At 69.6% G+C, this 22,969-nt stretch carries 7 protein-coding genes; all 7 read left to right on the top strand.

The genetic code is table 11. The features are described 5' to 3' along the window. Positions 1-27 precede the first annotated feature (27 nt). From ALI144C_RS41875 to ALI144C_RS41845, 7 genes are read left to right on the top strand one after another with little or no spacing between them, the layout of a single operon-like run. Positions 28-6,525 carry a type I polyketide synthase gene (locus ALI144C_RS41875; RefSeq protein ID WP_202819176.1) on the top strand — a complete coding sequence of 2,166 codons (6,498 nt, stop codon included), beginning with the start codon at positions 28-30 and terminating at the stop codon, positions 6,523-6,525. Between the two features lie 45 nt (positions 6,526-6,570). Then, positions 6,571-16,485, top strand: coding sequence for an SDR family NAD(P)-dependent oxidoreductase (locus ALI144C_RS41870; RefSeq protein ID WP_143231170.1), 9,915 nt, complete (start codon positions 6,571-6,573; stop codon positions 16,483-16,485). Beyond that, complete coding sequence (locus ALI144C_RS41865; protein ID WP_076992742.1) at positions 16,478-17,347, top strand: 3-hydroxyacyl-CoA dehydrogenase family protein; 870 nt, start codon at positions 16,478-16,480, stop codon at positions 17,345-17,347. The genes ALI144C_RS41870 and ALI144C_RS41865 overlap by 8 nt, the downstream gene beginning before the upstream one ends. Positions 17,348-17,368: 21 nt before the next feature. Further along, a complete protein-coding gene (locus ALI144C_RS41860) occupies positions 17,369-17,647 on the top strand; it encodes a phosphopantetheine-binding protein (protein WP_076992741.1) in 279 nt (92 codons plus the stop codon). Then, on the top strand, positions 17,644-18,759 hold the full coding sequence (locus tag ALI144C_RS41855; RefSeq protein WP_076992740.1) for an acyl-CoA dehydrogenase family protein: 1,116 nt from the start codon (positions 17,644-17,646) through the stop codon (positions 18,757-18,759). Before ALI144C_RS41860 ends, ALI144C_RS41855 begins: the two co-directional genes overlap by 4 nt. A gap of 29 nt (positions 18,760-18,788) precedes the next feature. After that, entirely contained in the window at positions 18,789-19,886 is a 1,098-nt protein-coding gene (locus tag ALI144C_RS41850) for an HAD-IIIC family phosphatase (RefSeq protein ID WP_076992739.1), read from the top strand. Continuing rightward, the gene (locus ALI144C_RS41845) at positions 19,883-22,963 is read left to right on the top strand and encodes a type I polyketide synthase (protein ID WP_076992738.1); all 3,081 of its coding nucleotides are present in this window, start codon (positions 19,883-19,885) and stop codon (positions 22,961-22,963) included. The genes ALI144C_RS41850 and ALI144C_RS41845 overlap by 4 nt, the downstream gene beginning before the upstream one ends. The last annotated feature ends 6 nt before the right edge of the window (positions 22,964-22,969 follow it).

The raw sequence follows: 22,969 nt of genomic DNA, 5'->3' as shown, positions 1-22,969 counted from the left end.
TTCGAGCACCGCCACTACTGGCCTGTGGTGGACACCCGGCACTCCGAGACGGTTGAGGTCACCGGCGCCGAGGCGGGTTTCTGGTCTGCCGTCGAGACCGGTGACGTCACCGCGCTGGCCGACTTGCTCGGTGTCGACCCGGCTGACGCCGCACTGGAGGCGTTGACCGACTGGCGTCGCCGCGAACGTGCCGACTCGTCGGTCGCTGACTGGCGGTATCGGGTTTCCTGGGTCCCGGTCAGGGAGTCCGGAGCGGTTCTGGCTGGGACGTGGCTGGTCGTCGGAGACGGACCCGACGCTGTTTCGATCGCCGAAACCCTGGAATCACACGGGGCATCGGTGATCAGCACGACGCCCGACGGCGTGGCGAACGCGCCCATCGCGGACCTGACCGGTGTTGTCTCGTTGCTGGCGTTGGACGAGTCGCCGGATACGGGCTTCGCGTGGGTTCCACGCGGCAGCGCCGACACAGTCGCCCTGATCCAGACGTTGGGGCAACTCGGTGTGACGGCGCCGCTGTGGGTGTTGACGCGAGGTGCGGTGCAGACCGCTGCAGGTGAATCGGTCACCAGTGCGGTGCAGGCTCAGGTGTGGGGTCTTGGCGTCGTCGCAGGCCTTGAACTGGCTGGCCGGTGGGGTGGGTTGATCGACCTGCCGCAGGTGATGGACGTACGCGCGGGGGCCCGACTGGCCGGTGTGCTTGCCGACGCTGGTGAAGACCAGGTCGCGGTGCGTTCGGGTGGTGTGGTGGCTCGGCGGTTGGTGCGTGCGGGTCGTCCGGTGGTCCGGAACGTGTGGTCGCCGAGGGGTTCGGTGTTGGTGACGGGGGGTACGAGTGGTGTTGGTGCGATCACGGCGCGTTGGGTTGCTGGTCGTGGTGCGTCTCGTGTGGTGTTGACCAGTCGTTCTGGCCCGGTTGCCGGAGGTGTTGCCGAGCTCGCGGGTTCCATCGCGACCGGTGGTACAGCTGTGGACGTGGTGGCGTGTGACGTTGCCGAGCGCACCGCGGTCGACCAGTTGCTCAGGCGAATCGACGCCACAGGCCCGGTGCTGTCCTCGATCGTGCACTCGGCAGGTGTCGGCGGCAGCACACCCGTGGAGCAGTTGCAGACCGCGGAACTGTCGAGGTTGTTGTCGGCGAAGGCCGGTGGTGCGGCGGTTCTTGACGAGTTGACCGCGGATCGTGAGTTGGACGCGTTCGTGTTGTTCTCCTCGGGCGCTGGCGTTTGGGGCAGCGGCGGCCTGAGCGGCTACGCGGCGGCGAACGCCTATCTCGATGCGCTGGCTGAGGATCGCTGCGCTCGAGGCCTGCCTGCCACGTCGATCGCGTGGGGCCTGTGGGCTGGCGTGGGGATGGCCGCGGGTACCGGTGGTGAGCGGTTGCGTGAGTTCGGGATGGAAGGTATCGACGAGCAGCGTGGGATGTTGGCGTTGGGTCAGGTGCTCGACGCCGATGAAGGCGCGATGGTGGTGGCGGGGTTTGACTGGCCGCAGTTCGTGCCCACGTACACGTTGCACCGGCCGAGTCCACTGCTGTCGGACTTGCCTGAGGTGCGCGCGACTCTGACGGATGAACCCGCCGATGCCGGTACCGGTGAATGGGCGGCCCGTCTGGCCAGGATGCCGGTTTCCGAGCAGCGTCAGGTGCTGACGGATCTGGTGCGTGGCCATGCGGCCGCTGTACTGGGGCACGAGTCCGCCGAGGATGTGTTGCCGCAGCGGGCGTTCAAAGATCTGGGCTTCGACTCCGCTGGCGCGGTCGAGTTGCGCAACCGCTTGTCACAGGTCGTCGGTGTCCGGCTGGTTTCCACGATGGTGTTCGACTATCCGAACGCCGCCGCGCTCGCCGAGTACCTCCGGGGCGAACTGGTCGGCGACGAGCCGGTTCAGCGCGAGGGAGCGGTTCAGGTCGTGGCCGCGGCTCTCGGTGAGCCGATCGCGATCGTCGGGATGGGCTGTCGTTTCCCCGGCGGGGTGACCGGGCCCGAGCAGTTGTGGGACCTGTTGGCCACAGGTACCGACGCGGTGGGCGGCTTCCCAGCCGATCGCGGCTGGGAGGTGTTCGAAGAGGAGTTCGGCCAGCGTCAGGCCTACCGGCGCCAAGGCGGATTCGTCTACGACATGGCCGATTTCGATGCGGGGTTCTTCGGGATCAGCCCGCGTGAGGCGTTGGCGATGGATCCGCAGCAGCGTCTGCTCCTGGAAACCTCCTGGGAGGCGATCGAGCGCGCGGGCATAGACCCGAAGTCGCTGCACGGATCGGCGACGGGCGTGTTCGTCGGAGCCAGCCACGCCGGTTACGACACCAGCCTGCCGACTGACGACCGCAGCCTGGACGGGTATCGCCTGATCGGCACGGTGTCGGCGGTCGCCTCCGGCCGGATCTCCTACTGCCTGGGACTCACGGGCCCTGCGGTCACCGTGGACACCGCGTGCTCGTCCTCGCTTGTCGCGATGCACCAGGCGATGTTGGCGTTGCGGTCGGGTGAATGTTCGATGGCCCTTGCTGGTGGGGTGGCGGTGATGATCTCGCCCGGTGCGTTCATGGAGTTCGCGCAGCAGGGCGGTATGGCCTCCAGCGGGCGGTGCAAGGCGTTCTCCGACGAAGCCGACGGGATCGGTTGGGGCGAGGGCGCGGGCATGGTGCTTCTTGAGCGTCTGTCGGACGCTCAGCGCAACGGCCACCAGGTGCTCGCGGTGATCCGGGGTAGTGCGGCCAACCAGGATGGTGCGTCCAACGGGCTCGCAGCGCCGAATGGACCGTCGCAACGACGGGTGATCCGCGCTGCCCTGGCCAACGCACAACTCAGTGCATCCGATGTGGACGCGGTGGAAGCGCACGGCACCGGGACCACCCTGGGTGACCCGATCGAGGCTGGTGCGCTGTTGGCCACCTATGGCCAGGAGCGCCGGGACGGCCAGCCGTTGTGGCTGGGATCGGTGAAGTCGAACATCGGGCATACGCAGTGTGCTGCTGGTGTTGCCGGTGTGATCAAGATGGTCATGGCCTTGCAGAAGGACATGCTGCCAAGGACGTTGTACGCCGACCAGCCGTCGTCGCATGTGGACTGGGAGTCCGGGAATGTGCGGCTGTTGCAGGACGCGGTCGAGTGGTCTGCGGGTGACCGGCCGCGTCGGGCCGGTGTGTCGGCGTTCGGGGTGAGTGGCACGAACGTCCACGTCATCCTGGAGGAAGCACCGGTCACGGACGAGCCGGAGAAGCACGACGAGCCGACGCTGCCGGTGCTGACCGATCAGGTGCCGGTCGCGTGGCCTGTCTCCGGCAGTAGCGCTGCGGCCCTTGCCGGGCAAGCCGGTCGGTTGCGTGAGCACGTGCTGGCCCGGCCGGAGCTCGCGGCCGGGGATGTGGCGTGGTCGCTGGCGAGGACACGAGCCGCCCTGGAACAGCGGGCAGTGGTACTCGGTACGGATCGCGTCGAGTTGGCAGCAGGTCTCGCCGCTGTCGCCACGGGCCAACCCGTACCCGGTGTGATCACCGGCTCGGTCGCCCCGAGTGGTGTCGGTCGAACGGTGTTCGTGTTCCCCGGTCAGGGCAGTCAGTGGGTCGGCATGGGCCGTGAGCTCGCCGAGACCTCGCCGGTGTTCAGGTCCAAGCTGGCGGACTGTGCGGCCGCTCTTGCTCCCTATGTCGAGTGGGAGTTGGACGATGTTCTTGCTGGGCGGCATGGGTTTGAGGCTGCGGATGTGGTGCAGCCCGCGTTGTGGGCGGTGATGGTGTCGCTCGCTGCTGTCTGGCAGGCGGCTGGTGTCGAGCCTGATGCTGTGGTGGGTCATTCGCAGGGCGAGATCGCAGCGGCTGCGGTGGCCGGAATCCTGTCACTGGAAGACGCGGCCAAGGTTGTCGCTCTGCGCAGTGGAACGTTGACTGCGCTGGCTGGTCGTGGCGGCATGCTGTCGATCGCTGAGTCGGTTGACGGCGTTCGCGAGCGGATCGCGTCCTACGGCGAGCGGTTGTCGATCGCGGCGGTGAACGGTTCTGCCGCGACGGTCGTGTCCGGCGATGCGGATGCGTTGCGGGAGCTGGCGGATTCGTGTGGTGAGTCGCCGCGGGCCCGAGTGATCCCGGTGGATTACGCCTCGCACAGCGCCCATGTCGACGAACTGCGGGAGGAGATCCTCGACGTCCTGCGAGGAATAGAACCTCGCGCAACGCAGATCCCGATGATCTCGGCGTTGACCGGGGAGTGGTTGGCAGGTCCGGAGATGGACCCGTCGTACTGGTATGCCTCGTTGCGTGAGACGGTCGAGTTCGACCGGGCGGTCCGTGGTTTGGCCGCGAGTGGCCATGGCGTGTTCCTGGAAGTGTCGCCACACCCGGTCCTCACCCCGGCGATCACCGAAAGCCTGGAGGAGCAAGCCCCGGTCGTCGTCGGCACGTTGAGGCGTGACGACGGCGGGGCAAACCGCCTCCAGTCCTCGTTCGCCGAGGCCTACGTCCAGGGCGCGCCGGTCGACTGGGCAGCGGTGCTCGGTGGTGGCTCGGTCGTGGCGCTGCCGACGTACGCGTTCCAGCGGCGCCGTTACTGGCCGGAAGCGCCCAAACTGAACCGGGCCAAGCTGTCGGTGGACGACTGGCGCTACCGGATCACCTGGCAGCCGACCGACGAGAACGGCACCAGTGCCCTGACCGGGACCTGGCTGCTGGTCGGGGACAGCCCCGACGCCGCGGTGATCGCCGAGGCGCTGACCGGACGCGGGGCCGACGTGGTCCGGACGACCCTGGCCGACCTCGACCAGGTGGATGTGCAGCCGAGTGGTGTCGTGTCATTGCTGGCGTTCGACGAAGCACCCGACGCCGACTTCCCCGTGGTGCCCAGGGGCAGCGCCGACACGCTCGCGCTGATCCAGGCGTTGGGCAGGACCGGGACCATGGCTCCGCTGTGGGTGCTGACCCGGGGCGCGGTGCAGGTCAGTGCCGACGAGACCACCACCAGTCCGGCGCAGGCCCAGGTGTGGGGTCTGGGTAGGGCTGTCGGCCTGGAGCACCCGGACCGTTGGGGCGGCTTGGTCGACCTCCCGCCGGTGGTGGACGCCGAAGGCGCGGCCCTGCTGGCAGGGATCCTCGCCGATGGCAAGGAAGACCAGGTCGCGGTGCGGTCGTCGGGCGTGTTCCTGCGCAGGCTAGTTCGTGCCGAAGCGCGTCGCGCGGAAGCCGATCGTTGGTCGCCGCGTGGCACGGTTCTGCTGACTGGTGGTACGGGTTCGATCGGTGTGTGCATCGGCCCCTGGCTGGCCGAGCACGAGACCCAGCGGGTTGTGTTGACGTCGCGTTCTGGTCCGTCCGCGCCGGGTGTGTCCGAGCTCGCCGCGTCGGTTGCGGGTGCGGGGACCGGTGTCGAGGTCGTGTCGTGCGATCTTGGGGTGCGCGAGCAGGTGGCGGGCATGGTCGACTGGATCGAGAGCTCCGGGCCTGGACTGTCCACTGTGTTGCATTCGGCGAACACGCCGTTCCTGGCACGGGTGGAGGACACCACCCGTGAAGGCCTGGCCGCGGCGTTGGGCGCGAAAGCGGCAGGGGCCCTGTACCTGGATGAGGCAACGGCCGACTTGGCCTTGGACGAGTTCGTGATGTTCTCGTCGATTTCTGCGACGTGGGGCAGCAACGACCACGGCGCCTACGCGGCAGGCAACTCCTACCTCGACGCGTTCGCCGAAGACCGCCGGGCCCGTGGCCTGCCGGGGACGTCGATCGCCTGGGGCGTCTGGAACACGCGTGACTGGGACGCGGTCGACGCGGCCATGGACCAGGCTCCTGGCCGCGTGACACCGCATCGCCTGCTGCGTCAGGGAATGAACTTCCTCGACACGCGGCGGGCCCTGACAGCGCTTGGCGAGATCCTGTCCGACGACGAGACGTTCATCGCGTTGGCGGACGTGGAATGGGACAAGTTCGCCCCCGTCTTCAGCGCCGCGCGGCCACGGCCGTTGCTGGAGACGATTCCCGAAGCGCAGGAGGAAACGGCTCCGCAGTCGACCGACGACAAGCGCGGTGAATTCGCCGCCCAGTTGGCCGGACTGTCGGCGCCCGAGCGCAGGCGCACGGTGATCGAGTTGGTGCGTTCACACGCGGCCGCGGTCCTCGGCCACGACTCCCACGACGAGATCGTGGCGACACGGGCGTTCCGTGAGCTGGGCTTCGACTCCTTGACCGCCGTCGAGTTGCGCAACCGGCTCACCAACGCGGTGGGCGTCCGGCTGCCTGCCACGCTGGTCTTCGACCACCCGAACCCGGAGGCCATGGGCGAGTTCCTGCTCGCCGAGCTGTCCGGGCGCGAACTGGTCGGCCACACGGCCGTGCTCGACGAGTTCGAACGCCTGGCCGCCGGGCTCGCCCCGCCGGACGAGACGGCCCGTGCCGAGATCGTCGCCCGCCTCGAGGCGTTGACCCAGCGCTTCCGCGCGGGCCGAACAGACGAAGCCGGTGAGCGTGCGCTGCACGAGGCCACCGCCGACGAGATGTTCGCCCTCCTCGAGGACGAACTCGACGATCCCGACTTCGACTGACCACAGCCAGTTTCCTCCCGAACCTGGTCGAAGGGTGTGACCGAAATGCAGAACGAGGACAAACTCCTCGACTTCCTCAAGCAGACCACCGCGAAGCTGCGCAGCACGCGGGCCCGGCTGCGTGAAGTGACGGAACGGGAACGGGAGCCGATCGCGATCGTCGGGATGGCCTGCCGTTACCCCGGCGGTGTCCGCACCCCGGAGGACCTGTGGCAGTTGCTGGCGTCAGGCGGTGACGCGGTCGGTGGGTTCCCCGCCGACCGCGGCTGGGACCTCGACGCGTTGTTCGACACCGCCCCGGGCGCGACGAACACCAGCGACGTCGCCAACGCCGGGTTCGTCACCGGCGCGGGCGACTTCGACGCGGCGTTCTTCGGGATCAGCCCGCGTGAGGCCCTCGCGATGGATCCACAGCAACGGCTGCTGCTGGAGACGACGTGGGAGGCGATCGAGCGGGCCGGGATCGACCCGGCCGACCTGCGCGAGACGAACACCGGAGTCTTCGCGGGCGCCGCGCCTTCCGGGTACGCGACCTCAGGCGGTGACCTCTCGGGCTCCGAGGCGCACATCATCACGGGCACGGCGATGAGCGTGTTGTCCGGCCGGGTGTCGTACGTGCTCGGCCTGATCGGACCGGCCGTGTCGGTGGACACCGCGTGTTCGTCCTCGCTCGTGGCGCTGCACCTCGCGGTGCAGTCGCTGCGGTCGGGGGAATGCACGTTGGCGCTGGCCGGTGGGGTGACCGTGATGGTCAGCCCAGGCGAGTTCGTGGGCTTCTCACAGCAGAACGCCCTCGCGGCGGACGGGCGGTGCAAGGCGTTCAGCGCGGACGCCGACGGGATGGGCCTGGCCGAGGGCGCGGGCATGCTCGTGTTGGAGCGCCTGTCCGACGCCCAGCGCAACGGACATCAAATACTGGCGGTGATCCGGGGCAGCGCTGTCAACCAGGACGGTGCCTCCAACGGCCTGTCCGCGCCGAACGGGCCGTCGCAGCAGCGCGTGATCCGCGCGGCACTGGCCAACGCACGCCTGACGACCGGTGACGTCGACGCGGTCGAAGCACACGGCACCGGCACCACGCTGGGTGACCCGATCGAGGCCCAGGCCCTGCTGACGACCTACGGCCAGGGCCACCCGGCCGACCGGCCGCTGCTGCTGGGCTCGATCAAGTCGAACATCGGGCACGCCCAGCAGGCGGCGGGCGTCGCCGGGATCATCAAGATGGTTCTCGCGCTGCGCAACGGGATCCTGCCCGCCACCCTGCACGCGTCCGAACCGACCCCGCACGTCGACTGGACGGCCGGGCACGTGAGCCTGCTCCAGGAACCGGTCGATTGGCCGTCAGGTGACCAGCCGCGTCGCGCGGGCGTCTCGGCGTTCGGCATCAGCGGCACCAACGCGCACGTCATCCTCGAAGAAGCTCCTGCGGAGAAGCCCCACGCGGCCGAGTCGCCGACCGGGACGCCGTTGCTGCGCGGCGACATCGGCGTGCTCCCGTTCGCCGTGTCCGGGCGGTCCACGTCCGCCATGGCTGAGCAGGCACAACGGCTGCGTGAGCACATCCAGCAACACCCCGACCTGCCGCTGGCCGACGTGGCGTGGTCCTTGGCCACCACGCGCACCGCGTTCGAGCGTCGCGCGGTTGTACTGGGCTCCGGCCGCGCCGAAGTGACAGCGGGACTCACGGCTGTGTCCACGGCACAGCCCGGGGTCGGTGTGGTGACGGGCGAGGTGCCGTCGACCGGCGTGGGCCGCACGGTGTTCGTGTTCCCCGGACAGGGCAGCCAGTGGGTCGGCATGGGCCGTGAGCTGGCCGAGGCTTCGCCGGTGTTCCAAGCCCGGTTGGCTGAGTGCGCCACGGCTCTGGCGCCGTACGTAGACTGGGACCTCGACGAGGTGCTGGCCGGACAGCACGGTTTCGAGGCCGCGGATGTGGTGCAGCCCGCGCTGTGGGCGGTGATGGTCTCACTGGCCGCGGTGTGGGAAGCGGCAGGCGTCACGCCTGATGCCGTTGTCGGGCACTCACAGGGGGAGATCGCGGCCGCGGCTGTCGCCGGGATCCTGTCACTGGAGGACGCGGCCAAGGTTGTCGCGTTGCGGAGCAAGACGTTGACGGCGTTGGCCGGTCGTGGCGGCATGCTCTCCATTGCCGAGTCGGTCGAGGGCGTTCGCGAGCGGATTGCTTCATATGGCGAGCGCCTGTCGGTCGCGGCCGTGAACGGTCCAACCGCGACCGTGGTGTCCGGTGACGCGGACGCCTTGCAGGAGCTGGCGGATTCGTGTGGCGACTCGCCACGGGCCCGGATGATCCCGGTTGACTACGCCTCGCACAGCGCCCACGTCGACGAACTGCGCGACGAGATCCTGTCCGTCCTCAACGGAATCAACCCCGGCGAGACACGGATTCCGATGATCTCGGCCATGGACGGCACCGTGATCACCGGCCCGGAGCTGACACCGGACTACTGGTACGCCAGCCTGCGCGAAACGGTCGAGTTCGACCGCGCCGTGCACACGCTGGCCGACACCGGACACGGCACGTTCATCGAGGTGTCCCCGCACCCCGTGCTGACCCCGGCCATCGCCGACAGCCTCGACGCGTACTCACCGGTCGCGGTCGGCACACTGCGGCGCGACGACGGCGGACCCGGACGTCTGCTGCTCTCGCTGGCCGAGGCGTACGCGCACGGCGTGACCGTGGACTGGACCACCCTGCTCCCTTCCAGCGCCAGCACTGTCGAGTTGCCGACGTACGCCTTCCAGCACCGCCGCTACTGGCCGGTGTTCCCGGTCGCGGCGCCCAGGTCCACGGATCCTGTTGCCGACTGGCGTTACCGCATCACGTGGCAGCCGCTCGGTGAACTGTCCGGCGCCGTGCCCTCCGGTACATGGTTGGTCGTTTCCGGCCACGCCGAAGCGGGCTACACGACCGAGGTGGCCACGGCGTTGCGTGATCGCGGCGCCGATGTGCGGGTCGTGGAGATCGACGCTGCCGACCGTGTGACGCTCGCCGGGGTTCTGCGGGGGATCGGTGACGTGTCGGGCGTCGTGTCGCTCTTCGCGCTGGACGAGCGACCGCTGCCCGGTTACGCGCAAGTGCCGTCCGGTCTGGCTGCCACAACGGCACTTGTCCAGGCGCTGGTCGACTCGGGTTTGGTCGTACCGCTGTGGGTTTTGACTCGCGGCGCGGTCGCGGCACTGCCCGGCGAGGTTCCGGGCGTGGCGCAGGCGCAGGCGTGGGCGTTGGGGCAGACGGCAGGCCTGGAGCAGGCCAAACACTGGGGTGGCCTGGTCGACCTTCCGGAGCGGATCGACGCGTCGGTGGCGGCCCGCCTGGCCGGGGTGCTCGCCGCCGGACCCGGCGGTGAGGACCAGGTCGCCTTGCGCGACTCGGGAGTCTTCGCGCGGCGTTTGGTTCGTGCGCCTCGGCCGGAGACCGCGTCCCTGTTCAAACCACGGGGTACTGCGCTGATCACCGGCGGTACCGGTCTGATCGGTGGCTGCACGGCACGGCTCCTGGCCGAGCGCGGTGCTGAACGCGTGGTGCTGACCAGTCGTTCAGGGCCGTCGGCCGCCGGTGTCGCCGCGTTGGCCGCTGAACTGGCTTCCCTTGGCACCACAGTCGATGTCGTCTCCTGTGATGTCGCCGATCGGCGTGCCGTCGGTGCGCTGCTCGACGACATCGATGCCACCGGTCCTGCGCTGTCCACTGTGGTGCATTCGGCGGGCACCGGCCACGGCGCTCCGGTCGTCGGGCTGACAGCCGACGATCTGCGGGAAGCGTCGGAGGTGAAGGTCGGCGGCGCCATGCACCTGCACGAGTTGTCCGTGGAACGCGGCCTGGACCTCGACGCCTTCGTGCTGTTCTCCTCCGGTGCCGCCGCGTGGGGCAGTGGCCTGCTGGCCAGTTACGCCGCCGCGAACGCCGCACTGGACGCGTTGGCCGAGCAGCGTCTCGCCGCGGGGCTCGCCGCCACCTCCGTGGCCTGGGGCCTGTGGGGCGGCGGCGGGATGGGCGCGGGTGAAGCGGGCGAGCAGTTGAGCGGCTACGGGCTGCGGCAGATGGCCCCCGAACCGGGCATAGTCGGTCTCGCGCAGGCGCTGGACGACGGCGAAGGGCTGCTTGTCGTCGCGGACATCGACTGGGACCAGTTCGTGCCGGTCTACACCCTGCACCGGCCCAGCCCGTTGCTGGCCGTGTTGCCCGACGCCATCCGTGTCCAGAGCGACGAAGACGAGGAACCTGCCGCCGAAGGCGCCGAGTTGCCACGCCGGCTGGCCGCGTTGCCTGCCGACGAGCGGGAGGCCGCGCTCGTCGCTGCCGTCCGCGCCGAGGCCGCGACCGCACTCGGCTACGCCGACGCCGAAGAGATCGACCCTAGCCAGGCGTTCCGCGACATGGGCTTCGACTCGGTGATGGCCGTCGCACTGCGCAACCGGCTCCGCGAGGTCACTGGGCTGCGCCTACCGTCCACAGTGGTCTTCGACTATCCGTCGGTGACCGCGTTGGCGGCCAGGGTGTCCGACGACCTGTTCGGCGCCGCCACTCCGGCGGCCGCGCCGGTCGTCGTGCCACGGCAGGCGTCCGGGGACGACGACCCGATCGTCATCGTGGGCATGGGCTGCCGCTTCCCCGGCGGCGCCGTCACACCGGAACTGCTGTGGCAGCTGCTCTCCACCGGCACCGACGCCATCAACCCGTTCCCCCGCTACCGCGGCTGGGACATCCGCACGGCGTACGGCCAGGAAGGCGGATTCGTCCCGGAGGCCGCCGACTTCGACCCGTCGTTCTTCGGGATCGGGCCGCGTGAAGCGCTGGCGATGGACCCGCAGCAGCGGCTGCTCCTGGAAACCTGCTGGGAAGCGCTGGAGCGCGCGGGCATCGACCCGACCACCCTCAAGGGGTCACGGACCGGCGTGTTCGTGGGCGGGTGGATGCAGCTCTACACCTCCACGGTGGCAGCGAGCGAGGACAGCGTGCAGGACAGCACCCCGGTCAGTGACGGCGGTGCCGTGCTGTCCGGTCGTGTTTCCTACGTCCTCGGCTTGGAAGGGCCGTCCATCACCATCGACACGGCGTGCTCCGCGTCGCTGGTCGCGCTGCACCTGGCCGCCCAGGCACTTCGTGCGGGCGAGTGTGAACTCGCGTTGGCCGGTGGCGTCACGGTGATGGCGGCCGCGGGCGCCTTCGGTTTCGGAGGCGCATTGGGACTGTCCGAGAACGGGCGGTGCAAGGCGTTCTCCACGACCGCCGACGGCATGGGAATGGGTGAAGGCGCGGGCATCCTCGCTGTGGAGCGCCTGTCCGACGCGCGTCGCCTTGGTCATCCCGTGCTGGCGGTTGTGCGAGGTTCGGCGGTCAACCAGGATGGTGCTTCCAACGGCTTCACCGCGCCCAACGGGCCATCGCAGCAGCGCGTCATCCGTGCGGCACTCGACGCGGCCGGGCTGACGCCGGACCAGGTGGACGCCGTGGAGGCGCACGGCACGGGCACTGTCCTCGGCGACCCGATCGAGGCAGGCGCACTGCTGGCCACGTACGGGCAGAACCGGCCGGCCGACCGGCCGGTGTGGCTCGGCTCGATCAAGTCGAACATCGGGCACGCCCAGGGCGCGGCGGGTGTCGCCGGGATCATGAAGATGGTGCTCGGCATGCGGCACGGGATCATGCCGCAGACCCTGCACGTCACCGAACCGTCCCACGAGATCGACTGGGAGTCGGGTGGAGTCCGGCTGCTGACCGAACAGCGGCCGTGGACCAGATACGATGGCGCGCCGCGCCGTGCGGGGGTGTCCGGCTTCGGTATCAGCGGCACCAACGCACACGTCGTGCTGGAAGAACCGCCTGCCGTGGAGCCCGTCACCCTGCCGGAATCGGCGGGAACACCACTGCTGAACGAGGACGTCGCCGTCACCGCGTGGCCCCTGTCGGCTCGGGGTGCCGATGCCTTGGGCGCACAGGCCGAGCGCATGCGTGCTTACGCACTCGGCGCGACGGCCGCCGAGCCGTCCGCTGTCGCCCACGCACTGGTCACACGCCGCAGTCTTTTCACGAATCGCGCGGTCGTGATCGGAACCGGCCGAACGGAGCTGGCCGAACGGCTGGCCGCTGTCGCCGACGATCGCCCGGACGCGTTGGCAGCCGTCGGTGCCGTCCCCGCGGGTGGCCCTGGCAAGGCGGTGTTCCTGTTCCCCGGCCAAGGTAGTCAGTGGGTGGGGATGGGTCGGCGGTTGCTGGTGGAGTCGCCGGTGTTCGCGGCTCGGTTCGCCGAGTGTGTCGAGGCGTTGCGGCCGCATGTGCAGTGGGATCCGTATGCGGTGCTGGGTGGTGACGCCGATGCTCCTGGTTTGGATGGGGCCGCGGTGATGCAGCCGGTGTTGTGGGCTGTGATGGTGTCGCTCGCCGCGGTGTGGGATGCGGCGGGGGTGCGTCCTGACGTCGTGGTGGGGCATTCGCAGGGTGAGATCGCGGCGGCCACGGTGGCTGGGATCTTGTCACTGGGTGATGGTGCCCGAGTTGTGGCTGTGCGCGCGGAAGCGTTGGCAGGACTGGATGTTGAGGGCGGGATGCTGTCGGCCGTCATGCCGGTTGCGGCAGTGCGGGAGTTGCTGGAGCCGTTTGGCGATCGGTTGTCGGTGGCGGCGGTGAACTCTCCGGCGGCCACGGTGTTGTCGGGTGAACCGGCGGCGATGCTGGAGTTCGAGCGGGTGCTGCGTAAGAAAAAGGTGAGGCGCTGGCGGGTTCCGGTGACGGATTTCGTGGCGCACTCGCGGTTGTGTGAGCCGCTTGAGGCGACGTTGCCGGGTCTGTTGGCTGGTATCGAGCCGCGGCCGGGCCGGGTGCCGTTCTTCTCGACGGTCCACGGCCGTGTCGTGGACGGCACAGAGCTGGGTCCGGAGTACTGGTACGCCAACGTGCGTCGGACAGTCCGGTTCAGTGAGGCAGTGGAGACGCTTGTCCAATCCGGACACCGTGCCTTCGTGGAAGTCTCGGCTCACCCGGTGTTGCTGACCGCGGTCGAAGAGGTACTGGACGAGCGGCCCGACCTGCCAGACCCCGTTCTCGTGGACACGCTTCGCCAGGACGACGACGGCGCGGACCGGCTGCTGCGGTCGTTGGGAACCGCGTTCGTCAACGGGTTGCCGGTGAACTGGGCCGCGGTGCTGCCCGCCTCGCCGTCGGCGCACCAGGTCGAGTTGCCGACCTACGCCTTCCAGCACCGCCGCTTCTGGCCGAAGTTCCCCGACGTGGTCAGGGACGTGGTGGCCGACTGGCGTTATCGCGTCTCGTGGGAGCAGGTCAGCGAATCCTCCGGCGCTGTGCCTTCCGGTACATGGCTTGTCGTCTCCGACCAGACCGAGGCGGTGTCCGCCGGTGCGGTCGCGGGTGCGTTGCGTGACGGTGGTGCCGACGTTCGTGTCCTGGAGGTCGACGCCGCGGATCGCAGGACCCTCGCCGATGTACTGCGAGGCGTCGGCGCTGTAGCCGGAGTTGTGTCCCTGCTGGCATTGGACGACAAGCCACTGCCCGGCCGTGGACGGGTGCCACACGGGTTGGCGGCCACCACCGCGGTTGTCCAGGCGGTGATCGACACCGGCCTGGTGATCCCGGTGTGGGTGCTCACCAGGGGTGCGGTCGCGGCACTGCCGGGCGAAGTGCCGAATCTCGCGCAGGCACAAGCGTGGGCGCTGGGGCAGACAGCGGGGCTCGAACACGCCAAGCAATGGGGTGGCCTGATCGACCTCCCGGAGGAATTCGACGCCGTGACGGGCGCCCAGCTGGCCGGAGTGTTGGCAGGCAAGGAGGACCAGGTCGCGTTGCGCGGCTCAGGGGTCTACGCGCGGCGCCTGATCCGTGCGCCCCGGACGGAAACCACCGTGGTCACCCCGTACCGGTCCGCCGGTACAGCGTTGGTCACCGGCGGCACAGGGTGGATCGGCGGTTGCACAGCACGGTTGCTGGCCGAACGAGGCGCGCCGCGCGTCGTGCTGACCAGCCGTTCTGGCCCGTCCGCCGCGGGCGTTGCCACGCTCGCCGCTGACTTGGCCGCGCAAGGCAGTGCCGTCGACGTCGTGTCGTGCGACGTGAGCGAGCGGCGCGCAGTCGGTGCGCTGATGGACCGCATCACCGCGAGCGGACCGGAGTTGTCCAGCGTGGTGCACTCCGCGGGCATCGGCCACGGAGCCTGGTTCGCGGACCTCACCGCCGAAGGCCTGGAAGAGGCGTCAGCGGTGAAGGTCGGCGGCGCCATGCACCTGCATGAGCTGTCCGTGGAACGGAACATCGACCTCGACGCCTTCGTGATGTTCTCCTCCGGTGCGGCCATCTGGGGCTCCGGGCTCCTGTCGGGATACGCGGCAGCCAACGCCGCGATGGACGCACTCGCCGAACAGCGCAGCGCCGCGGGACTGGCGGCGACATCCGTGGCATGGGGCCTGTGGGACGGCGGCGGAATGGCCGTCGGGCAAGGACAGACGCTGGTGAGCGGCACCGGACTGCCGCTGATGGCTCCCGAACGCGGTCTCGAAGGGCTCGCGCAGGCACTGGACGACGGCGAGACCCGGATCGTCGTCGCGGACATCGACTGGGACAGGTTCGCGCCGCTGTACACGTTGCACCGGCCCAGCCCGCTGCTGGCCGCGATCCCCGACGCCGTCCGAGTCCTGAACGACGAAGACGACGACGAGGACACCGCACAGCGGAGCTCGTCCGCGGCAGGGCGGTTGGCTGCCCGGCTCGGTGCGGTCTCGTCCGTGCTGGAACAGCAGACAATCCTGCTCGACATCGTCCGTGAGCACGCCGCCGACGTGCTCGGTTACACCGCTGCGGCGGAAGTCCAGCCGGACGCCACGTTCCTCGAACAGGGCTTCAACTCCCTGTCCGCGGTGGAGTTGCGCAACCGGCTCGCCCAGGCCACCGGCCTGAAGCTGACCGGTCCGTTGGTCTTCGACCACCCGACACCCGACGAGACCGCCACCTACCTGCGCGAACGGCTCACCGGCGATCCGTCCGAAAGCGACGACAGCGCTCCGAGGTTCTCGTTGTCCGAAGGGGGAACCACGCAACCGGCCACGGCGTCTGAGTCACTGGTCACGCTGTACACGCGGGCTGTGACGGAAGGCCGGGGCGCCGAGGCGATGCGGATGATCGCGGGCCTGGCGCACTTCCGTCCCTGCTTCGGCAGCGCGAGCGAACTGTCGAGCATCCCGCCGCTGGTCGCGCTCACCCGCCGGTCGGCGAACACCGCTGGGCCGACGCTGATCTGCCTGCCGTCCTTCGGCGGTGGCGCGCACGCCCAGGAGTTCGCGCGCCTGGTCCAGGGTTTCCGCACGCCGCGCCAAGTCCTCGCCATGGTCGTGCCCGGGTACACGCCGGGTGAGCCGATGGCCGCCGACCCGCTCGCGCTGGTCGACCTCGTCGCCGAAACCGTGCTCGCCACACCGGAAGCGGGACCGTACGTCCTGGTCGGGTACTCGTCCGGCGGGCTGATCGCGCAGGTGCTGGCCGATCGCCTGGCAGGCCGGGGACGGGGGCCCGAGGCGATGGTGTTGCTGGACAGCTTCGCCCCGCAGATGGCCGGTGTCCCCGACGAGATCATCGGCGTGCTGCCCGCGGCCGTGCTCGCCAACAACAGCGAGGGCATCGACGCGGGCGGCATCGGCGGCGACGACTGGCTGACCGCGCTGGCCCACTACTACGACTACGACTGGCGCAGTCATCTTCCCTACAACGCGGACCTGCCGACATTGATGATCCGCCACGAGGGCGAACCCGGCACCACACCCGGTGCGGACGGCGCGATCGACGCCCCATGGGGTTTCTCCGGCGACATCACGACAGTGACCGTGCCGGGCGATCACTTCACGATGATCAGCTCCCACGCCGCGACCACCGCGCGGGCCGTCGAATCCTGGCTCGACGCCCAGTTCACCACTACTCAGGACGGGAACGATGACTGATCCACAAGCGACCCAGGAGACACACCAGCACCGCCTCGCGGTCGTCGGCGCCGGGGTCATGGGCACCAACATCACCGCGCTCGCGCTCGGCCACGGTGTGGACGTCACGCTCGTCGACGTCGACGAGCAGGTCCTGGCCACAGCCCGCAGGACGATCCGCCAGAAGCTCAAGCACGCCCAACTGCTGGAAACCCTCCCGGCGGACCGTCCACAAGGCACACTGTCGACCAGCACGTCACTGGCCGAAACCAGCGACGCCACCACGGTCGTCGAAGCCGTCGTGGAGATCGCCGAGGTCAAGCAGAAGGTGCTGACCGAGGTCTCCGGGCTGGTCGCCCCCGGCACCCTGCTGATCTCCAACACCTCGTGCATCCCGATCGACGAGATGGCCGGCTGGGTCGCCCGCGGTGACGAACTCGTCGGCGTGCACTTCATGAACCCGGCCTACCTGATCAAGATGGTCGAGGTCATCCGCGGCGGCGCCACCAGCGACGCGACGATGACCGCGGTCACCGCGCTGCTGGCCGCGCTCGGCCGTACGGCACTCGTGGTCAACGACGCGCCGGGTTTCGTGATCAACCGGCTGCTGCACCCGTTGATCAACCGGGCGGCGATGCTCGTGCAGGAAGGCGTCGCGTCCGCCGAGACCGTGGACGGCCTGCTCGAAGGATGCCTCGGGCACACCACGGGGCCGTTGCGCACCGCCGACCTGATCGGCATCGACAACCTCGTCGACTCGCTGCGCGTGCTGCACGACCGCACCGGCGACCCCGAATGCGACCCCTGCGAGCTGATGCTGCGCAAGGTCCGCGACGGGCACCACGGCCGCAAGACCGGCCGGGGCTTCTTCGAATACCGCTGAGCACCACCGAAAGGACATCCGATGACCACCGCGAATGCCGGTGCCGAGACCGCCGCCGAGACCGTCGAGAAGGACCTGACGGTCTTCCTCGTGCAGCGCACCGGCGCCGAACCCGACGTCGACCAGGACCTGTTCGCCACCGGCGTGATCTCCTCCATGTTCGCCATGGAACTGGTGGTGCACCTGGAGGACACGTACGACATCGAGATCGTCGGCCCCGAGTTGTCCAGGGACAATTTCCGCAGCGTCCGCGCGGTGGCCGCGATGGTGCTGCGGCTGAGTTCCGCCGAGGCGACATGACGGCCGGTGTGGACCTCGCCGCGATCGACACGCTGGTCGGCGACGGACCGGCCGAGTGGGACGCGACCGGCCGCATTCCCGTGGAACTGCTGCGCAAACTCGGCGCGATGGGGGTGTTGTGCGCGGAGGTGCCCGCCAAGTTCGGCGGGCTCGGCGCCACCAGCCTCGCCAACGGCGAACTGGCCGCCCACATCGGCGGCCTGTGCAGCTCACTGCGCAGTGTCATGACGGTGCAAGGGATCGCCGCGGCCACCGTCCGGCGCTTCGGCGACCGCGAGCAGCGCCGCCACTACCTGGGGCTGCTGACGAGCGGCAAGCTCGCCTGCTCGGCGTTCAGCGAGCCGGGCGCGGGATCCGACCTCAGCGGCATGGCCACACGGATTCGCCCGGCCGGCGACGGCACCGGTGACGTGATCGTCTCCGGCGAGAAGATGTGGATCACCGGGGCCGCGTACGCGGATTTCGTCATGGTCCTTGGCCGCTACGGCGACGGTGACGACGGTGCCGCCGCGATGGTCCCGGCCGACGCGCCCGGCGTGAGCATCGAACCCGTCCCGTCTCCGCTCGGCTGCCGTGCCGCGACGCACTGCCGGGTCGTCCTCGACGACGTACGGATTCCCGCCGACGCCGTGCTCGGCGGCGGTCGGCAGCCGCTGTCGCTGCTGTTCACGATCGCCTTGTCCTACGGCCGGATGTCGGTGGCGTGGGGCTGTGTCGGCATCCTGCGTGCCTGCCTGACCGCTGCGGCCGTCGACGCCCGCACCCGCGAGCAAGGCGGTGGCCCGATCGCCGAGCACCAGCTCGTGGCACGGCACATCGCCGAGCTCTACACCTCGGAGCGGATCGCCACCCAGGTGTGCGTGCACGCCGCCGAGCAGTGGGATCGCAGCGCCCCGGACGCCGCCGTGACAGCCGTGCTGGCCAAGCAGGTCGGCGCCACGCACGCCGCGCGGGGCGCCGCGACGGCTGTCCAGGTCCTCGCCTCCCGCGGGTTCTCCGACGGCCACGTGGTCGCCCGCGCCTACCGGGACGCCAAAGCCATGGAACTGATCGAGGGCAGCACGGAGATCTCGCAGCTGGTACTGGCCCGGCACGCCATCGACACGATCTGACGCACCGAAACACCCGAACGGAGAGACCCGTGCCCGACACGCCCACCCTGGTCAAATGCCTGGTCTGGGACCTGGACAACACGCTGTGGCGTGGCACCCTGCTGGAGGACCCCGACGTCGCGCTGGCCGACGAGATCCGCCGCACGATCGTCGAACTCGACGCCCGCGGCATCCTCCAGGCAGTGGCCAGCAAGAACGACCACGACCACGCATGGCAACGGCTGGAGGCCCTCGGCGTCGCCGAGTACTTCGTCCTGCCGCAGATCGGCTGGCACCCCAAGTCCCAGTCGATCAAGACGATCGCCGACGAGCTGAACTTCGCGCTGAAGACCATCGCGTTCATCGACGACCAGCCCGCCGAACGCGCCGAGGTCACCTACCACCACGCCGAGGTCCGCTGCTACGACGCCACACAGGTCGCCGAGCTGACCGGCCTGCCCGAGTTCAGCCCGGTCGTGGTCACCGTCGACGCCGCCCGCCGCCGCAGCATGTACCAGGCGGGGTTCCAGCGCACCGCCGAGCGGGAGAACTTCACCGGGCCGGACGAGGAGTTCCTGCGTTCCCTCGACCTGGTCATGGAGATCAAGCGCGCGGACGAGGTGGACCTGTCCCGCGTGGAGGAACTCACCCTGCGCACCAGCCAGATGAACGCCACCGGCGTGCACTACTCGGACGCGGATCTGCGTGCCCTGATCGCCGACCCGGACCACGAGGTGCTCACCGTCACCCTCACCGACCGGTTCGGCCCGCACGGCGCCGTCGGCGTCATGCTGCTCGGCTACCACGAGAAGGTCTGGCACCTGAAGCTGCTGGCCACCTCCTGCCGGGTGGTGTCGTTCGGTGCGGGCGCCGTGCTGTTGAACTGGTTGATCAGCGAGGCGGCCGCGGCCGGTGCCCACCTGGCCGCCGACTTCCGCCGCACCGACCGCAACCGGATGATGGAGATCGCGTACCGGTTCGCCGGGTTCACCGACGACCGGTGCGGCTGCCTGGACAGCCTGCCCGGCAACGATTCCGACCCCGAACGGGCGGGAATCGAGTTCCGGCACCTGGTGGCGGACCGGCGCCCCGAGCCCACCACCATGCGCGTCGAGGCCCCCGCGCTCGATTCCGGGGCACGCGCGTGACCTCCGAGCCCCTGGCCATCGTCGGCATGGCCTGCCGCTTCCCCGGCGGGATCGACTCGCCCGGGGCACTGTGGCAGGCCCTCGTCGAACGTCGCACCGTCGCCGGTCCGTTCCCGGAGGACCGCGGTTGGGACGCCTTCCGCAGCACGGCCGAGCACGGCGGATTCCTGGACGAGGCAACGGGTTTCGACGCCGCCTTCTTCGACGTGTCCCCGCGTGAGGCCGACGCCATGGATCCGCAGCAGCGGCTCGCGTTGGAGGTCGGCTGGGAGGCTCTGGAACACGCCCGCATCGACCCGACCACGCTGAAAGGCTCCCGTACCGGGGTTTTCCTCGGCGCCGAAGCCCGTCCGTACGGGCCCCGGCTGCACGACGCGGCCCCCGACCTGGCCGGACTGTTGTTCACCGGCACCGCACCCAGCGTCATCAGCGGGCGGTTGGCGTACACGCTCGGCGTGCACGGCCCCACTCTCACCGTCGACACCTCGGCCTCCAGTTCGTTGGTCGCGCTGCACCTGGCTGTCGAGTCGCTGCGCAGCGGCGCGTGCGAACTGGCGTTGGCGGGCGGGGTGACCGTGATGACGACGCCTTCCTACTACGTGGCGTTCAGCGCGCTCGGCAGTCTCGCGCCGGACGGCCGTTGCAAGCCTTTCTCGGCGGACGCGGACGGCGTCGCCTGGTCCGAGGGGGCGGGCGTGCTCGTGGTGGAACGGCTGGAGCGCGCGCATCGCCTGGGACACCGTGTGCTGGCGGTGATCCGTGGCTCGGCCATCAACTCCGACGGCGCCAGCCAGAGCCTCACGGCTCCGAACGGCGACGCCCAGCGTGACGTGATCCGTGCCGCGTTGACCGACGCCGGGCTGACCGCGTCCGATGTGGACGCTGTCGAGGCGCACGGCACCGGAACCCGCCTTGGCGACCGGATCGAGGCGGGCGCGCTGCTCGCCGCCTACGGCAAGGACCGCGAGCCAGGGCGGCCCCTGCTGGTCGGGTCGGTGAAGTCCAACCTCGGCCACACCTTGGCGGCGGCTGGCGTCGCCGGTGTCATCAAGACGGTTCTCTCGCTGCGACACCGCACACTGCCCGAGTCGCTGCACATCACTTCGCCGACACCGTCCGTCGACTGGGGCGACGGACAGGTGCGCCTGCTGACCGAACAAACCCCGTGGCCCGACGCCGCGCACCCACCCCGCGCGGGCGTGTCAGGCTTCGGCATCGGTGGCACCAACGCTCATGTCATCCTGGAAGCTGCTGCTGCGGCCCCGACACCGCCTATGACGGACCAGCGGCCGGTGCTCGACAATGCCTTGGTCTGGACGCTTTCCGCGCGTACGCACGCGGCCCTGGCCGCGCAGGCCGAACGGCTGCGGGATCACCTCACGACGCAACCGGAACCGACTGCTGACATCGCCTGGTCGCTCGCCACCACCCGGGCCGCGCTCGAACACCGCGCCGTGCTGCTCGGCCCGGAACCGTTGGAAGGCCTGAACGTCCTCGCGGACGGCCGCCCCTCGGCCGCTGTCATCACGGGCGAAGCCAGGTCCGAACGGACCGTGTTCGTGTTCCCGGGTCAGGGCAGCCAGTGGGTCGGCATGGGCCGTGAACTGGCCGAGGTATCGCCGGTGTTCCGAGCCCGGCTGGCGCAGTGCGCTCACGCGCTGGCGTCCTATGTCGACTGGGATCTGGACGATGTGCTCGCTGGGCGACACGGATTCGAGGCGGCCGATGTCGTACAGCCCGCGTTGTGGGCGGTGATGGTGTCGCTGGCAGCGGTCTGGCAGGCCGCCGGAGTGCGCCCGGCCGCTGTCGTCGGACACTCCCAGGGGGAGATCGCCGCCGCGGCCGTCGCCGGGATCCTCTCGCTCGAGGACGCGGCGAAGGTGGTCGCGCTGCGCAGCAAGACGTTGACGGCGTTGGCCGGTCGTGGCGGGATGCTGTCGATCGCCGAGGCGGTTGGCGCTGTTCGCGAGCGGGTCGCGGCATACGGTGCGCGGCTGTCGGTCGCGGCGGTGAACGGTCCGTTGTCGACGGTGGTGTCCGGTGACGCGGAGGCGTTGCGGGAGCTGGCGGAGTCGTATCCGGAGTCGGTGCGTACCCGGATGATCCCGGTGGACTACGCCTCGCACAGTGCGCATGTGGACGAACTGCGCGACGAGATCCTAACTGTCCTCCAGGGAATCAACCCGTCCGCCGGGCGGATCCCGATGGTCTCGACCTTGACGGGGGAGTGGCTGACCGGACCGGAGATGGACGAGTCCTATTGGTACTCGAGCCTGCGTGAGACCGTCGAATTCGACCGGGCCGTGCGTGTTCTGACCGCTGCGGGCCATGGCGCCTTCATCGAGACGTCTCCGCACCCCCTGCTGGTCGGCGGGATCACCGGCGCCTTCGCGGTCGGCACCCTGCGACGTGACGAGGGCGGCTCGGACCGCCTGCTGGCGTCCCTTGCCGATGCGTACGTCCACGGCGTACCGGTCGACTGGACCGCGATTCTGCCCGTGGCCGAACGGATCGTCGACCTCCCCACCTATGCCTTCCAACGGACTCGGCACTGGCTGACTGACGAGCACACGACCCGGCCCGCCGCCGAAGCGCCTACGATGTCGGCTCCTGTGCCGGTTCCTGTGACTGTTCCGGACACCGAACGGCGCGTGCTCGACCTCGTTCGTGGCCATGCGTCCGCTGTCCTCGGTCACGACGATGCTGCGGGCGTGCACCCGACTCGGACGTTCAAGGCTCAGGGCTTCGGTTCCGTGCTGGCCGTCGAGCTGCGCAACCGGCTCGCGTCCGCCACTGCCCTTGACCTGCCGCAAGGTTTGGTGTTCGACTACCCGTCACCAGCCGAACTGGCGTCCTACCTGTACGCGGAACTGCACCCGGATCCGTTGCCCGCGGCCGTGGACAGCCTGGAACTGGTGCTCGCCTCCGCCACGGACTCGTCGGCGAGGGACCGTGCGCTCGCCCGCCTGGAGTCGTTACTGCGTGGGTTCCGGGACGCGGAGTCGCTGTACGCCACCACCGACGACGAACTGCTTGCCCTGATCGACACCGAACTCGGTCTCGAGCGGGACCACTGAACGGAG

The sequence above is a fragment of the Actinosynnema sp. ALI-1.44 genome, assembly GCF_001984155.1.
Lineage (GTDB): Bacteria > Actinomycetota > Actinomycetes > Mycobacteriales > Pseudonocardiaceae > Kibdelosporangium.
Note: the sequence above shows the minus strand (reverse complement) of the source record. Positions and strands in the feature narration are given on the sequence as shown.